Here is a 14770-nt window from a genome sequence, read left to right on the forward strand (position 1 = left end):
CGCGGGCTATCGCGTTCCGGCGGTCAGCCGCTCCAGTGCGGGGATGACCGCGCGCAGGTCGTCGCCGTCCACGGTCGTGTCCGCCAGGGCGCGGACGTCGTCCGGGGCGTTGAAGGCGATGCCGATGCCCACCACCTCGAAGAGCGGACCGTCGGCGGGGCACGCCCCGACGGCGGCGCAGTCGGCGAGGGACACACCGAGTTCGTCGGCCCGTCGGACCGCGAAGTCCCGTGGGGCCGTCGCCCTCGACGGTTCGGCCACGCGGCCGGTGAACCGGCCTTCCCTGGTCTCCAGGGGCCGGCCCGAGTACGAGTGGAAGCCGAACCGGTCGGCCAGGTGAGCCGCTATCGGCGCCCAGGTGAGGGACGAGGCGACCGGCACCAGTCCGCTGCGCCGGCACCAGTCGGTGGTCTCCCGGACGCCGGGCAGCGGCGTGAACTCCTCCAGTCCGACGCGCAGGGCGTCCTCGGACACCCCGGCCCAGCGGGCGGCGTCGGGGCGCGCGTCGTCCGGCCCGGCCGCGGTCGCGCGCAGGCCGAGACACTCCTCCACCGCGTGGGTGAGGGTCCTTCCCCGCACCAGGACGCAGTCCACGGAGAAGAAGACGACTCCGATGTGATCGGCCATGAACACAATTCAACTATGCCATCGTCGGGGTGTCCTCCGCGAAAATGTGCACCACAGCTCCTCAAAGCATGCACGGACGGACAGGACCGCTTCTCCGGCCGGGACCCGTGCGAGGTGGACCGCTCGGCGGCGGACGCGACGCGCCGGGTCGCCGGGAACGTCGGGGCGCGGTTCCCTCAGGTCCGGGGCCTGCGTGCCGTTCAGGGCCGGTCGCCGGAGTGTTCCCGGGGGTGCAGGCGTCCCGCCCATGCGGGGGTGCGCAGGGCCTCGGCCGCCTCGCGGGGGACGCTGAGGTGCACGTCGCGGCTGTGGTCGTCGTCCGGGGTCGGAGTGATGAGGACGGTCCACGGGATGGGGGTCGCGGGGTACTCGAACCAGAACGGCCGGCCGGCCCCGAGGTCGATCCCGTACATCGGCAGCCGGCTGACGTTGTTGAGGGCGACGGTGCCCTCGAAGGCGTCCAGTGCCATGCGGCTGAGCACCCGGTTCGTCCGGCCCGCACGCCGTTGTGCCTCCAGGAACGCCGTCTCCTCGCGGATCCGGCGCAAGGTGACGCGGTCGAGGGCCTCACGGACCGCTGACGCGGTGCGGGCCAGGGGCTCCTCCCGCAGCGCACGGGCCGGCAGCGCGGCGGTGGTGTTGGAGACGGCGTTGCCCCAGTACCCGTGCGGCAGCCGCTCCGACAGCGCGGCCCGCAGGCCGACCACGAGGCCCAGCCGCTCCGTCGCCTCCGGGGCCCGGTCGCGCAGCGCGCCCAGCACCCGCCACACGTGGGCGCTCAGGGCGTCGCCGCTGGACACCCGTGTGCCGCCGGCCCCGGCGCGCGCGGTGTCCCGCAGGGCGAGGACCTCCGCCGAGGAGAAGCGGGTGGTGAGGGTCCGCACCCGGCGGGCACGTGCGTTGACCCGCCAGAGGAAACCGAACTTGCCGCGGCCGGTCACCACCGTGTACTGCGGGTCGTCCGGCGCGGGCGGCGTGCCGGCGGCGAGGCCGTCCACGAGGGCGCGGTCATGGGACGGCGCCGGATGGTCCAGTCCCCTGTGCGTGCGTGACCAGTGCAGGAGGAAGTCGAGGCAGCCGCTGCCGTCGACCAGGCTGTGGTTGACCGTGACGCCGAGGACCGAGCCGCCGCGCAGGTGCGTCACCTTGACCGCCAGCAGCGGGGTGTCGTGACCGACGACCCGGAAGGGGTTGACGGAGTGGACGTAGCGGCGCAGGTCGTCCCCGGCCGGGCGGCCGGGACCGTAGTCGGGCATGGGCCGGTCGAGGTGGCTCTCGGCGAACACGGCACCGGCGTCGTTGCAGACGACGCTCAGGCCGCGGTCCGCGTCCCGTTCGAGGCGCCCGGTGAGCAGGGGGTAGTGCACGAGGGTCCGCAGCAGGGACTCCCGCAGGGCCTCGGTGTCCAGGCGCCGGCGGTAGTAGAAGGTGCGCGCCGTGGCGAAGGTGCCGGTCATCAGGTCGTAGACGCTCAGCCGGACGCGTTCGCCGCTCGCCCCTCCGGTGCGCAGGAGCACGGTACGGTCGGCGTCGCCTTGCGCGGGGCCGCGTTTCATGGGTGTCTCCAGGATGGTCGGTCGCAGGGGCGATGGCCGGACGCTCCAGCGTGACCGGTGCGGGGCGAGGAAATCCCTAGACCGGACGAGGAGCGGTCCGCGCTTTTGGTGGATCCCTAGAGTTGTCCGGCGGCGCTGGCCCACGGGTGCGCCCGCGTGCTGGTGTGGGATCCCCCGATCGATCGATACGGGCGTGGGGACCCGCTTCGACTGCGAGCCGGCCGTACGTGTCGTCCCCACCGGCACTTACAGGAGGCCATCAGCCGATGGGGAACGACAAGACCGAGATCCTCGATCTGGTTCGCGCATACCACCGCTCCACCGTCTCGTCGGGGTTCGTGCCGGGTGTCACCCCGGTGCAGGCCTCCGGCGCCGTGCTCACCGAGGACGACCGCGTGGCCCTGGTCGAGGCGGCGCTCGACATGCGGATCGCCGCGGGCGTCAGCACACGTCGGCTGGAACGGTCACTGGCGAAGTACTTCGGCCTGCGCAAGGCGCACCTGACCAACTCCGGTTCCTCGGCGAACCTGCTGGCGCTCAGCTCGCTGACCTCGCCGCAGCTGGGAGAGGACCGCCTCCGGCCCGGCGACGAAGTGATCACGGTGGCCGCCGGCTTTCCCACGACGGTCAACCCGATCCTGCAGAACGGCCTGGTGCCGGTCTTCGTCGACGTCGAACTGGGCACGTACAACGCCTCGCTGGAGCGGGTGGAGCGGGCGATCGGCCCGCGCACCCGGGCGATCATGATGGCGCACGCGCTGGGCAACCCGTTCCAGGTACGTGAGATCGCCCAACTGGCCCAGGACAGGGACCTGTTCCTCATCGAGGACAACTGTGACGCCCTGGGCAGCACCTACGGCGGGCAGCTGACCGGTACCTTCGGCGACCTGGCGACGGAGAGCTTCTACCCCGCGCACCACATCACGATGGGCGAGGGCGGCTGCGTGCTGACCGACAACCTGGTGCTGGCCAGGATCGTGGAGTCGATGCGCGACTGGGGTCGGGACTGCTGGTGCGAACCGGGCGAGGACAACCGGTGCTTCAAACGCTTCGAGCACCGGATGGGATCGCTTCCCCCGGGTTACGACCACAAGTACATCTTCTCCCACGTGGGCTACAACCTGAAGTCGACCGACGTGGCGGCGGCCCTCGGGCTCCAGCAGCTCGGTCGTGTCGAGGAGTTCGGTGCCGCACGCAGGCGCAACTGGGCCCGGCTGCGGGAGGGGCTGGACGGGCTGCCGCACCTGCTGCTGCCCGAAGCCACCGAGGGCAGCGACCCCAGCTGGTTCGGGTTCGCCATCACCGTGCGCCCTGACGCGCCCTTCGCGCCGGGTGCGCTCATCGACCACCTGGAGAACAGCAGGATCGCCACCCGGCGCTTCTTCGCCGGCAACCTCACCCGCCATCCCGCTTACGAGGAGCGGGAGTTCCGGGTCAGCGGGTCGCTCACCAACAGCGACATCACCACCGAGTGCACGTTCTGGATCGGCGTCTACCCGGGTCTGACCGACGAGATGATCGACCACAGCATCGACACCGTGAGCAAGTACGTGACGCTGCCGCACTGACGCCCCACCGCGCACCCGCCCGCCGGTGGTCCCCGGCACCGTCACCGGTGCCGGGGACCACCGGTCGTGGGAAGACGGGTGTTCAGCCGGCGGCCCGGACCGCACGGCGGTCGGCGGCGGCCCAGGTCTCCAGCAGATCGGCGGCCCGGACGGCGCCACCGGCCGTACGGACCGCCTCCCGCATGCGGACGAGCGCCGCGGGCACCTCCGGGTCGGCGAGCAGGCCGGCCACCGCCGCCCGGAGCCCGGGTGCGGTCAGCCCGGACCGGGGCAGCGAGCGGCCGACGCCGCACCGCTCCAACTGCTCTGCGCTCAGGGACAGTTCGTGGGCACGGGGCAGCGCCACCACGGGGGTTCCGTAGTACAGGGCCTCCATGACGCTGCCCATGCCGGCGTGGCAGACGAAGACATCGGCGTGCGGCAGGACCAGCGGATGCGGCAGCCAGGGATGCGCCTCGACGTGCGCGGGCAGCGGCCCGAGCCGCTCCGGGTCGCTGCCGCGCCCGAGGGTCATCACCACGTGCCAGTCGGCCGGGTCGAACGCCTGCGCGCACAGCCGGAAGAAGTCGCCCCGGTCCCCCGCCTCGGTCCCCAGGGACACCAGCGCCACGCGCCGGCCGTCGGCGGGCGGCGTCCACCGGCCGCTGCCGGGGGCGGGCTCGGAGAAGGTGGGGCCGACGAAGGCGAAGCGGTCGTCGAAGCTGTCGCCCTCGATCTGGAAGGCACGGGGCAGGAACACCAGGTTGCGCTGCTCCCACTCGGCGCCGTAGCGGGCCATCTCGTCGAGACCGATGCCGTGCTCCCCCATGAATTCGACCATCACCCGGGCGCACTCGGCCATCACCGGGTGGTCGGCGCCCCACATCTGGGCACGCATCGAGAACGACTCGTTGGCGGCGTGGCTCGGACACACCTGCACCGGCACCGCGTCCAGCACCCGGGCGGCGACCCGGCCGGCGGCGACCGTCTCGAAGTCGTACAGGACGACGTCGGGCCGGTCGGCGGCGAACGCCTCCATGGCTGTGGGGAAGACGGTGCGCACGGTGTCGACGAGCAGGTTGTAGCCGTCCACGGCGAGCCGGTCCGCGGAGGGATCGGCCGCCCGGTAGAAGTCCCCGCGGGCGGAGGTGTAGGTGACGGCTTCGGCGCCGATCTCCTCGACGGTGGCGGCGAACTCCTCGGCGACGACGTAGGTGACGCGGTGTCCGCGGTTCAGCAGTTCGCGGCTCACGCCCAGGGTGGGGGCGATGTGGCCGAAGTCCGCGAAGAGCAGCAGGGCGTAGCGCAGGGCGGGCGTGGGGGTGCCGGGCGGCATCGGCTCTCCTAGGGGTCGGGCGGCGGGACCGGCGGCGGCCGTGATCAGCGGGCGGCCTCGCGGAGCGCCGCGTAGTGCGCCAGGCACTCCTCGTACCCCGCCAGGATCCCGGCCCGGCGGGCCTCGGCGACGGAGATGGCCGAGGAGTCCTTGGCCGACATCAGCGGCGCCTCCGACAGGCCCCAGGGCAGGTCGAGTTCGGGGTCGAAGGGGTCGATGTCCACCTGGGTGCCGGGCACGAACTCGGTGGAGCACAGATAGGACACGCAGGTGTCGTCGGTGAGCGCGAGGAATCCGTGGACCAGGCCCTCGGCGACGAACAGGCTCTCGCCGGTCTCGGCGGACAGCTCGTTCACCTCGTACACGCCCCAGGTGGGCGACCCGACCCGCAGGTCGACGACGATGTCGAGGACCACGCCCCGCACCACGCACACGACCTTGGCCTGGCCCGGCGGGAGCAGCGTCCCGTGCAGTCCGCGCAGGGTGTGGCGGCGCGAGACCGAGTAGTTCACCTGCGCGACGGGCACGGGGCGGCCGATCTCCTCGGCCAGCCGGTCCCGCCGGAACGACTCGTAGAAGCTGCCGCGCACGTCACGCAGGTGACGCGGGGTGATGTGGTACGCGTCCGGCACGGCCATCTCTCGAACCTTCATGGTGGCAACACCGTAGGGAACCCCGTTCGAGAACCGGTCCAGGACCGGCCGTGAACGGATCGGGTCGACGGAGCCTGGAGGGATCCTGGACCGGCGGGTGCCAAGGTGGCCGCCGAGGCCCGCGCGTCCGCGTCGCGGGTGCGGGAGACGGACGGGCACGCGCCGGCGGGCCCGGGAGGAGAGCGGCATGACGGAGGTCGGTGTGCGGGGGCGACCGGACGGGCCGGATGCGGGGCCCGGCCGGGTGGTCGTCCTCGGAGCGACCGGTTTCGTCGGCGGGCACGTGGGAGCGGCGCTGGAGGCGGCCGGGTACGAGATCATCGCCGTGGCGCGCCGCCCGCTCAAGACCCCGGCGTCCTGGCGGTTCCGGCCGATGGACCTGGCGCACGACGGCCCGGAGGCCCTGACCGACCTGATCGGGACGGAACGGCCGGTGGCCGTCGTGAACGCCGCCGGCGAGGTGTGGTCCCCCGACGCCGAAGGGATGCGCCGCAACAACGAGCTGCTCGTCGACCGGCTGCTCGCGGCACTCGCCGCCTCCGGGGCGCGCCCGCGGCTGGTCCAGCTCGGGTCGGTGCACGAGTACGCGCCGCAGCCGCACGGGGTGTGGCTCACGGAGTCGTCGCCGGAAGAGCCGGTCTCCGACTACGGCCGGACCAAGCTGAAGGGCAGCCGGGCGGTCCTGCGGGCCGTGCGGGCCGGGGACGCGGACGCGGTGGTGCTGCGGCTGTCGAACGTCATCGGCGCCGGCACTCCCCGGGCCAGCCTGCTCGGGCAGGTGGCCGCGCAGCTGCTCGCCGGCGGCGGGGACGGGGCCCCGGCGCAGGTGCGGGTCTCCCCCCTGCGCAGCAGCCGTGACTTCGTCGACGCGCAGGACGTCTCGCGCGCCGTGGTCTCGGCCCTGCGGGTTCCCGGCGCCTCGGGGCGGGTGCTGAACATCGCCAGCGGCACCTCCCAGCACGTCCGGGACATGGTCGGCCTGCTGCTCGCGATCAGCGGCAGGCGGGCCACCCTGGTGGAACGGGGCACCGCGGAGCTGCGCCCCGCCGCGGACAACGACTGGACGGGGGTGGACGTGTCGGCCGCACGCGCGGTGCTCGGCTGGGAGCCGCGGCGCACCCCTCGGGAGATGGTGGAGGACCTGTGGCGGGCCGCGGCACGCCGGGGCTGACCGCCCCGGCGCCGGAGGGGACCCGGACACGGACGCGCGTCCGGCGCGGGCGCGGGGCGCCGGCGGTGGACGCGCCTCAGCCGGGCAGCAGATCCAGGTCCGAGGCGCTGACCCGGTCGGTCAGGACGTGCTGGCGCAGTTGCTGCAGTCCGGGCGAGGGATCGAGACCGAGCTCGTCCCGCAGGACCACGCGCAGCCTCTGGTAGACCTCGAGGGCCTCGCTGCGCCGGCCGCACCGCTGCAGGGCGATGATGAGGGAGCCCTGGAACCACTCGTGCAGCGGGTAGGCGCATGCCAGTTCCTTGAGGTCGCCCACGAGTTCGCGGTGCCGGCCCAGTTGCAGGCCGGCGGTGACGCGCAGTTCCTGCGCCTGCAACTGCACCTCCCCCATGCGCAGGACGTATCCGCGCAGCAGGGGGCCGTGGGCCACGTCCGCGAAGAGCGGCCCGTCGCACAGGTTCAGTGCCCGGCCGATCAGTGTCCCGGCGGTGGCGGGGTCACCGCAGGCCAGCGCGGTCCGCGCCTCGCCGGTCAGAGCGGTGAACTCCTCCGCGTCGCACTCGCCGGGCCCCACCCGCAGCAGGTAGCCGTGCGCGTGGGTGACCAGCGGCCCGCCGTCGGGACCGTCCGGTTCCTCGCCCTCGTGCAGCACCTTGCGCAGCTGGTAGGCGTACGTCTGCACGGTCGTGATCGCGCTGCGGGGGGCCCGGCCGGACCACAGTTCCTCGGCGATGGCGGTCAGCGGGACGACGGTGTTGCGGCGGGCCAGCAGAAGGGCCAGGACCTGGCGCACCTTCGGTGCCGTCGGCGTGACGTCCCGGCCGTCGCTGGTGGCCCGCAACGGTCCCAGGGTTCGCCACCTCAGCACGGCACGGCTCCCGAGTACGGCTCGGGAAGGGTGGCGCGGCGGGCGGCCTCCCTCCACACGTCGGGGTTGTCCCGGTACCAGGCGACGGTCTCGGCGAGGCCCTCGGTGAAGTCCTTGCGCGGCACGTAGCCGAGTTCGAGGTGCGCCTTGCTCCAGTCGACGGAGTAACGGCGGTCGTGTCCCTTGCGGTCGGCGACGTACTCGACGCTGTCCCAGTCCGCCCCGCAGGCCCGCAGCAGCAGTTCGGTGAGCCGGCGGTTGTCCAGCTCCGTGCCGCCGCCGATGTTGTAGACCTCGCCCGCCCGGCCGCGGGTGCGCACGAGTTCGACGCCGCGGACGTGGTCGTCGACGTGCAGCCAGTCGCGCACGTTGAGTCCGTCGCCGTACAGCGGCACCTTCGCGCCGGTGAGCAGGCGGGTCACGAACAGCGGGATGATCTTCTCGGGGAACTGGTGGTGCCCGTAGTTGTTGGAGCAGCGGGTGACCCGCACGTCGAGCCCGTGCGAGCGGTGGTAGGACAGGGCCACCAGGTCCGAGGCCGCCTTGGACGCGGCGTACGGGGAGTTGGGGTGCAGGGGGTGCTCCTCGGAGGTGGAGCCCTCGGGGATCGAGCCGTAGACCTCGTCGGTGGAGATGTGCACGAACCGGTCGACGCCGTGGCGCAGGGCGGCGTCCAGCAGGACCTGGGTGCCCAGCACGTTGGTGCGCACGAACTCGGTGGCGCCGGACAGGGAGCGGTCCACGTGGGACTCGGCGGCGAAGTGCACCACCTGGTCGTGTTCGGCCATGAGGGCGTCGACCACGGAGGGTTCGCAGATGTCGCCGACGCACAGGCGGTAGCGGGGGGAGTCCTGGACGGGGTCGAGGTTGGCCGGGTTGGCGGCGTAGGTGAAGGTGTCGAGAACGGTGACGGTGACGTCGTCGGGGCCGTCGGGTCCGAGCAGGGTGCGGACGTAGTGGGAGCCGATGAAGCCGGCACCGCCGGTCACCAGGATGCGCGTCTGACTCATGTGGATGCGGCGTGTCCCGGGCGTGCCGAGCGTGCGCCGTCCTCCTTCCTCTTCGGTGGTGCGGTGGTGGCCGCCCGGCGGGAAACGCGGAGCCGGCGCGCCTCAGTCGCCCGTGGCCAGGCCGGCCAGTTCCGGCACGACGTCGTGGGGGCTGGGCATGGCGGCGGACTCGTCGCGCAGCCGGCGGGCGGCGGCGGCGTGGGAGGGGTCGTCCAGGAGCCGCCGGGCGAGGCCGGCGACCCGGTCGGGGTCGCTCTCGGAGTGGTGCAGGAAGAATCCGGCGCCCGCCTCCTCCAGGGAACGGCCGCGCAGTTCCTGGTCGGCGACGAGGGTGGACAGCGCCAGCTGCGGCACGGCGTTCACCAGGGCGGTGGAGAAGGTGCCCCAGCCGCCGTGGTGGACGACGGCGGCACAGCTCGGCAGCAGCGTGTTGAGGGCGACGCCGCTGACGGCCCGTACGTTGGGGGGCAGTTCGCCCAGGTGCTCGGTCTGCTCGGGCAGCAGCGCGGCGACGATCTCCGCGTCGAGCCGGGACAGGGACCGCAGGATGTCCCCGACGCCCACGTAGTCACCGCCGTACGCCTCGGTGTTGGTGCGTCCGAGGGTGACGCAGATCCGGGGCCGCTTGGGCTGCTCGCGCAGCCACGCCTCCTGCACGGCACGGCCGTTGTAGGGGACGTACCGCATGGACACGGTGCGCAGGTTGCTCGCCGGGCGCAGGCTCGGGGGGAGGGTGTCGAGCGTGAACTGCCCGTTGAGGAGCTCCTCGTCGCAGCGCACGCCGTAGGGGCGGCCGCGCTCGTCGATCCAGTCGGCGAGGGGGTCCACGCGCTGTTCCTCGGGCATGTCCCGGGCGAGTTCGACGAAGGTGGCGCGCGCCCGGCCGTAGACGTCCGCGCACCACAGCAGACGGGCGTGGGCGGCACCGCAGGCCCGGGCCGCGATGCCGCCCGCGTAGGCGATGGGGTCGCGCACGACGAGGTCGGGCCGCCAGTCGCGGGCGAGGGCCACGAGGTCGTCGAGGATCGGGTCGTTGTAGCGGGCGAACCCGTACGGGACGCTGATCCGGTAGCGGTCGACCAGGCCGGCGTGGTCGACGTCGCCGTAGCCCAGGTGGCTCCAGTTGGCGACGTCCGCGTCCTGGGAGTCGCGGGCGACGGCCATGTCGCGGTGGAGGTCGTGGTCGTCGCCCACCGGGGCGGCGACCAGGCCGGCGCCGGTGACGGCCTCGGTCAGCGACGGGGCGTTGGCCATCAGCACCTCGTGCCCGGCGGCCGTCAGGGCCCAGGCCAGCGGCACCATCGTGTAGACGTGCGACTTCTCCGGCAAGCCGGCGAACAGGACGCGCATGGGTTCCTCTCCTCGTCGGGACCTCGGGGGCGGCGCGCGGCGGACCTCAGTCCGCCGCTCCGCGGTCCTCCCGTACGGATATGGCGCTCAGCGGGCACGACTCGGCCGCCTCGCGCACCGCGGCGCGCTGGTCGTCACCGGGCGGGTCGGCGAGCAGCACGGCGAGTCCGTCCTCGTCCCGCTGGTCGAACACGGCGGGCGCGACGAGCGCGCACTGGCCGGCGCCGATGCACCGGTCGTGATCGATGGTGATGTCCATGCCGCCCCCTGGTCGCCGGTCGGGTCCGGTCACGCGTGCCGGGTCGGGCCCATCTTGGCGGCGCCCCGGGGGAATCGGGTGCGCGAAGCGGCGCTGTCTGGGGTTTCCTCCAGTGATTCGTGCGCAGCGCCCGTTCCCGCGGGCGGAGCCGACCGGCCGGTACTCGGAAAATCCCTAGAGTGCGCCGACGCCGCTGGCCGCGCGCGCTCCGGCCGTGCTGGAGTGGCCGCCGGCAACGGCCGTTCCCGGCGGCGGACTCGGTGCCGCCGGCCGGTGCCCGGTGAAGCTCGCTCCCGGGCCGGCCGGCGTGGCGCCCCGGTCCCGGTCCGGCCGTGGACGCGGGATGGCGAGCGACCGTACGACAGTTTCGTGAAAGGGGAATCCGGGTGGCGCAGCAAGGCACTTCGGACGTGCTCGACCCCACGCCCGCGGCGGCCCCCCGGCCCGGCCGCGCGCCGTCCGTGGATCCGGACGGCGGGGCCGCCCTGCTGGCGTGGGCGGCGCGGATGCGCGAGGAGCAGCGGGTCTGGCGGGACGACTCGGGCCATGTGCACGTCTTCCGGCACGCCGACGTGCAGCGGGTGCTCTCCGACCCCGCCACCTTCTCCTCGGACACGGTGGGCCGTCTGTCGGGCGGCCGGAAGAAGGCGCCGCGCGGCACGCTCCTGCTGCTGGACCCGCCGCTGCACGGGAAGATGCGCCGGCTGGTGAGCAAGGCGTTCACCCCCGGTCTGATCGCCGGGCTCGAACCGTGGATCACCGAGCTGACCGGTGAGTTGCTGGACGCCGTCACCGAGGACCGCTTCGACCTGGTGGACGCGCTGGCCAACCCGCTGCCGGTGACCGTCATCGCCCGCATGCTGGGCGTGCCGGCGGAGGACCGCGCACTGTTCCAGGGCTGGGCCGACCAGTTGCTGTCCACCGATCCGGAGGACCCCGAGAGCGTGCGCCGCATGGAGGAGACCGCGGTCACCATCACCGCCTACCTCCAGGACTTCATCGAGGCCCGGCGCGCGGAACCCCGGGGAGACCTGCTGGGCACCCTGGTCGGCGCCGAGCTCGACGGGGAACGCCTGGAGGACGAGGACATCGCCAGCTTCGCCACCCTCCTGCTGCTCGCCGGGCACATCACCACGTCCGTGCTGGTCGGCAACGCGCTGATCTGCCTGGACTCCGACCCGGACCTGCTGGCCGAGGTGCGTGCGGACCGTTCGCTGATCCCCGCGGTCATCGAGGAGACGCTGCGGCTGCGGCCGCCGTTCACCCGGATCGAACGGGTCACCACGACCGCCACGACCGTCGCGGGCCTGGAGGTGGGACCCGACACGCTGGTGCACCTGTGGCTGCTGGCCGCCAACCGCGACGAGCGGGTCTTCGAGGCCCCGGACGCGTTCCGCCCGGACCGCGCCAACGCCCGGCAGATGGCGTTCGGGCACGGCATCCACTACTGCATCGGGGCTCCGCTGGCCCGGCTGGAGGGCCGGATCGCCCTGGAGGCCCTGCTGGACCGCTTCAGCGGCATCCGCGTCGATCCCACGGTCCGGCTCTCGTGGCACGGCACCAACGTCTTCGGCGCCCGGCACCTGCCGCTGTGCGTGGAACGCGCCTGACGGCCCCCGCACCACCCGCCCCGCCCGCACACCACCCTCGTCCCGCGACGGAGTGATCCCATGAAGACCCGCCCCGATCCCCCGGTCATCCCCTCGGAACGCGGCACCTGCCCCTTCGACCCGCCCGCCGCCTACGCCCGGCTGCGCGCCGAGGAGCCGGTCAGCCCGATCACCTTCCAGGTGGCGCCGAAGGACCCCTCCGGCTGGCTGGTGACCCGCTACGACCTGGTCCGCCGGATCCTCGCGGACGACCGCTTCAGCCACCGCAACGAACTGCTCGCGCACGTCGTGGCCCCGCCGTTCCCGATGACCGAGTACGTGCCGCAGCCCTCGCCGCCCGGCTCCTTCGCCAAGATGGACGCGCCCGAGCACACCAGGTACCGGCGGCTGCTGGCGGGGCACTTCACGCTGCGCAACGTCCAGCGGCACGAACCCCGGCTGACCCGCATCGTCGACGAGGCGCTGGAGGAGATGGCGGCCCAGGGCTCGCCGGCCGACCTGGTGACCGCCTTCGCCGAGAAGGTCGGCCTGCGGTCGACGTGCTCGCTGATGGACGTGTCGCCGGAGCTGATGGACGGCATCCAGGAGCACTTCTCGGTCCTGATGGCGCTCACCTACACGCTGGAGGAGTTCATCCACCACATGGAGGCGATGGACGCCCTCATCCGCCCCATGATCCGCGCGCGCATGGCCGAGCGCGGGGACGACTTCTTCGGCAGGCTGGCGGCGACGGGCGAACTGACCGAGGAGGAGATGGTCAACCTGGCGGTGCTCACCCTGGCCGGTTCGCTGGACACCACGCCGAACATGCTGGCGCTGAGCACCTTCGCCCTGCTCGAGCACCCCGACCAGCTGGCCCTGCTGCGGCAGCGGCCTGAGCTGTACGCGCAGGGGGCGGTGGACGAGCTGCTGCGTTACCTGACCATCTCGCACATGGGGTCCAGCCGGTGCGCGCTGGAGGACGTGGAGATCGGCGGGACGACGATCAAGGCGGGCCAGACGGTGGTGCTGTCGCTGCCGGCGGCCAACCGCGACCCCGAGGTCTTCGACGACCCCGACCGGCTCGACGTCACCCGGGCACCGCGCAAGCACCTGGCGCTCGGCTTCGGCGCGCACCAGTGCCTGGGCCAGCACGTGGCCCGCGCGAGCCTGCGGATCGGGCTGCGCGCGCTGTTCGAGCGGTTCCCGACGCTGCGGCTGGCGGAGCCGGCCGAGGAGGTGCCGCTGCGGGACCGCGCCGTGCACTACGGCGTGGACCGGCTGCTCGTGGAATGGGACTGAGGCGGCCGTGGCGGGTAGGAAGACCCCTGCGTTCCGGACGGTCGTCGACAGCCGGGTGGAGAGCGTGCACACGGTCCGGACCGGGACGGCCGACGGCAGCCGGATCCGGCTCACCCCCTACGACCTGCTGACCGGTCCCTGGTACACGCCGCTGACGTTCTTCTACCGCGGGACGCTCGACGGCGCGGCGCTGCGCGACTCACTGGCCCGTACGCTGCGGCGCTACCCGCTGCTGGCGGGGCGGTTGCTGCGGGACGCCGACGGCGGACTGAGCGTGCTGTGCAACGACGCGGGTGTGCGCTTCACCGAGGCGTCCTGTCCCGAACCGATGCGCGAGTACGGCCACCTGCTGCGCGCGCAGCCGGTCGTCGGGGACGTGCTGCGCGAGGTGAGCCCCCTCGGCGTGGTCGCCAGGGACACCCCCCTGCTGAAGATCCGGCTCACGCGGATGCGCGGCGGCGGATCGGTGCTCGGCGTCCTCGTCAACCACAGTCTGGCGGACGGCGGCAGCGCCCTCGCCTTCCTGGAGAGCTGGTCGCGCGAGCACCTGGGACTGCCCTGGGAGGAGCCCAGTCACGACCGCGGGGCGCTGGAGGCGCTCGGCCGGCTGTCGGACCGTCCGCAGACGCGGGACGACCGCGCCTTCGCCGGGGTGAGCCGGACGCGGCGTCTGCTCAGCACCCTGCGTCCGGGACTGCGCAGGCGCGCCACCGTCAGCACCCGGTTCGGGGCGGCCGAGCTGGCGGCGATGAAGAGCGAGGCGCTGCAGGCCCTGACGGACCCGGGCGACTGGGTGTCCACCAACGACGTGCTGACGGCCCATCTCTGGCGTGTCCTGGCCGAGTTGCGGGGGCATCCGGACGAGGCGGCGCAGTGGCTGGGCCTCGTCGTCGGGGCCCAGTCCGTGCTGGGGGACGCGCTGCCGTCGTCGTACTGGGGCAACTGCGTCACCAAGAGCTGGACGTCGCTGCCCGCCGGAGAACTGCGCGGCCGGCCCCTGGGGGCGGTGGCGGGCGACGTGCGCCGGTGTCTGCGGAGCAACACGGAGGACAAGCTGCGCGACGAGATCGCCTTCCTCGGCACCTGGCGCCGGCGCGGCGTCTCCCGGCACGTGATGTCGGTACGCGCCCTCGACGTGTCCGAGGCGTCCCTGTCGGTCAACAACTGGTCGCGTTTCCCGCTGTACCGGATCGACTTCGGCGCCGGGCGGCCCTTCTGGTACGAGTTCCCCGACCTGCCGGTCCCCACCGTGCACATCGCCCCGACACCCCGGGAGGACGGGGGCCGGGACGTGTACCTGTGCCTGTCCGAACCGCATGCGGACCTGGTCCGCTCCTCCCGCTGGCAGGAGCGGCTGCACCCGCACGCGGTCCCCGGCCTCGCGGCCTGAGGCCCCGCCCGGGGTACGGTGAGCGGCCGTGGCCGGTCGCGGCGGGCGGCCCGGCGGGGCACGCCCCGCCGGGAAGGCGGCCGGGAGGAGTCCTCCGGACGGCAAATGGGCG

13 protein-coding genes are annotated in these 14770 nt (G+C 73.3%); 5 read left to right on the forward strand and 8 right to left on the reverse strand.

Features of this window, described 5'->3' with window-relative positions; genetic code table 11:
- Positions 1-6 precede the first annotated feature (6 nt).
- Entirely contained in the window at positions 7-627 is a 621-nt protein-coding gene (locus GL259_RS03735; protein ID WP_159529140.1) for a haloacid dehalogenase, read from the reverse strand.
- Between the two features lie 200 nt (positions 628-827).
- On the reverse strand, positions 828-2183 hold the full coding sequence (locus GL259_RS03740) for an acyltransferase (protein ID WP_159529141.1): 1356 nt from the start codon (positions 2181-2183) through the stop codon (positions 828-830).
- A gap of 266 nt (positions 2184-2449) precedes the next feature.
- On the opposite strand from GL259_RS03740, the gene rfbH reads away from it, so the two are divergent.
- Positions 2450-3751, forward strand: coding sequence for a lipopolysaccharide biosynthesis protein RfbH (gene rfbH / locus GL259_RS03745; RefSeq protein ID WP_159529142.1), 1302 nt, complete (start codon positions 2450-2452; stop codon positions 3749-3751).
- A gap of 82 nt (positions 3752-3833) precedes the next feature.
- Here rfbH and GL259_RS03750 read toward each other — a convergent pair whose 3' ends face one another.
- Positions 3834-5066: a macrolide family glycosyltransferase gene (locus GL259_RS03750; RefSeq protein ID WP_159529143.1), complete on the reverse strand. Its 1233-nt coding sequence runs from the start codon at positions 5064-5066 to the stop codon at positions 3834-3836.
- Positions 5067-5110: 44 nt separating this feature from the next.
- Entirely contained in the window at positions 5111-5719 is a 609-nt protein-coding gene (locus GL259_RS03755; RefSeq protein ID WP_208026424.1) for a dTDP-4-dehydrorhamnose 3,5-epimerase family protein, read from the reverse strand.
- 187 nt (positions 5720-5906) lie between these two features.
- Between GL259_RS03755 and GL259_RS03760 the strand changes: the two genes are divergently transcribed.
- A complete protein-coding gene (locus GL259_RS03760; protein WP_159529144.1) occupies positions 5907-6890 on the forward strand; it encodes an NAD(P)-dependent oxidoreductase in 984 nt (327 codons plus the stop codon).
- Between the two features lie 76 nt (positions 6891-6966).
- Here GL259_RS03760 and GL259_RS03765 read toward each other — a convergent pair whose 3' ends face one another.
- The 4 genes from GL259_RS03765 to GL259_RS03780 form a co-directional block, all read right to left on the reverse strand.
- The gene (locus GL259_RS03765) at positions 6967-7731 is read right to left on the reverse strand and encodes an AfsR/SARP family transcriptional regulator (RefSeq protein ID WP_159529145.1); all 765 of its coding nucleotides are present in this window, start codon (positions 7729-7731) and stop codon (positions 6967-6969) included.
- A 20-nt stretch (positions 7732-7751) separates the two neighbouring features.
- Entirely contained in the window at positions 7752-8768 is a 1017-nt protein-coding gene (rfbB, locus tag GL259_RS03770) for a dTDP-glucose 4,6-dehydratase (protein WP_159529146.1), read from the reverse strand.
- 102 nt (positions 8769-8870) lie between these two features.
- Positions 8871-10118: an activator-dependent family glycosyltransferase gene (locus GL259_RS03775; protein WP_159529147.1), complete on the reverse strand. Its 1248-nt coding sequence runs from the start codon at positions 10116-10118 to the stop codon at positions 8871-8873.
- A 46-nt stretch (positions 10119-10164) separates the two neighbouring features.
- Entirely contained in the window at positions 10165-10377 is a 213-nt protein-coding gene (locus GL259_RS03780; RefSeq protein ID WP_159529148.1) for a ferredoxin, read from the reverse strand.
- A gap of 386 nt (positions 10378-10763) precedes the next feature.
- On the opposite strand from GL259_RS03780, the gene GL259_RS03785 reads away from it, so the two are divergent.
- From GL259_RS03785 to GL259_RS03795, 3 genes are read left to right on the forward strand one after another with little or no spacing between them, the layout of a single operon-like run.
- Entirely contained in the window at positions 10764-11987 is a 1224-nt protein-coding gene (locus tag GL259_RS03785; RefSeq protein WP_243762239.1) for a cytochrome P450, read from the forward strand.
- 60 nt (positions 11988-12047) lie between these two features.
- A complete protein-coding gene (locus GL259_RS03790; protein WP_159529149.1) occupies positions 12048-13268 on the forward strand; it encodes a cytochrome P450 in 1221 nt (406 codons plus the stop codon).
- Positions 13269-13275: 7 nt separating this feature from the next.
- Positions 13276-14658, forward strand: coding sequence for an acyltransferase (locus tag GL259_RS03795; protein WP_159529151.1), 1383 nt, complete (start codon positions 13276-13278; stop codon positions 14656-14658).
- Positions 14659-14770 lie beyond the last annotated feature (112 nt).

Source organism: Streptomyces sp. Tu 3180, from assembly GCF_009852415.1.
GTDB lineage: Bacteria > Actinomycetota > Actinomycetes > Streptomycetales > Streptomycetaceae > Streptomyces.

Bases quoted from the DNA above. Each gene is read 5' to 3' on its own strand.
- GL259_RS03735 (WP_159529140.1), bottom strand. From the start codon at position 627: ATGGCCGATCACATCGGAGTCGTCTTCTTCTCCGTGGACTGCGTCCTG.
- GL259_RS03740 (WP_159529141.1), bottom strand. From the start codon at position 2,183: ATGAAACGCGGCCCCGCGCAAGGCGACGCCGACCGTACCGTGCTCCTG.
- rfbH (WP_159529142.1), top strand. From the start codon at position 2,450: ATGGGGAACGACAAGACCGAGATCCTCGATCTGGTTCGCGCATACCAC.
- GL259_RS03750 (WP_159529143.1), bottom strand. From the start codon at position 5,066: ATGCCGCCCGGCACCCCCACGCCCGCCCTGCGCTACGCCCTGCTGCTC.
- GL259_RS03755 (WP_208026424.1), bottom strand. From the start codon at position 5,719: ATGAAGGTTCGAGAGATGGCCGTGCCGGACGCGTACCACATCACCCCG.
- GL259_RS03760 (WP_159529144.1), top strand. From the start codon at position 5,907: ATGACGGAGGTCGGTGTGCGGGGGCGACCGGACGGGCCGGATGCGGGG.
- rfbB (WP_159529146.1), bottom strand. From the start codon at position 8,768: ATGAGTCAGACGCGCATCCTGGTGACCGGCGGTGCCGGCTTCATCGGC.
- GL259_RS03775 (WP_159529147.1), bottom strand. From the start codon at position 10,118: ATGCGCGTCCTGTTCGCCGGCTTGCCGGAGAAGTCGCACGTCTACACG.
- GL259_RS03780 (WP_159529148.1), bottom strand. From the start codon at position 10,377: ATGGACATCACCATCGATCACGACCGGTGCATCGGCGCCGGCCAGTGC.
- GL259_RS03790 (WP_159529149.1), top strand. From the start codon at position 12,048: ATGAAGACCCGCCCCGATCCCCCGGTCATCCCCTCGGAACGCGGCACC.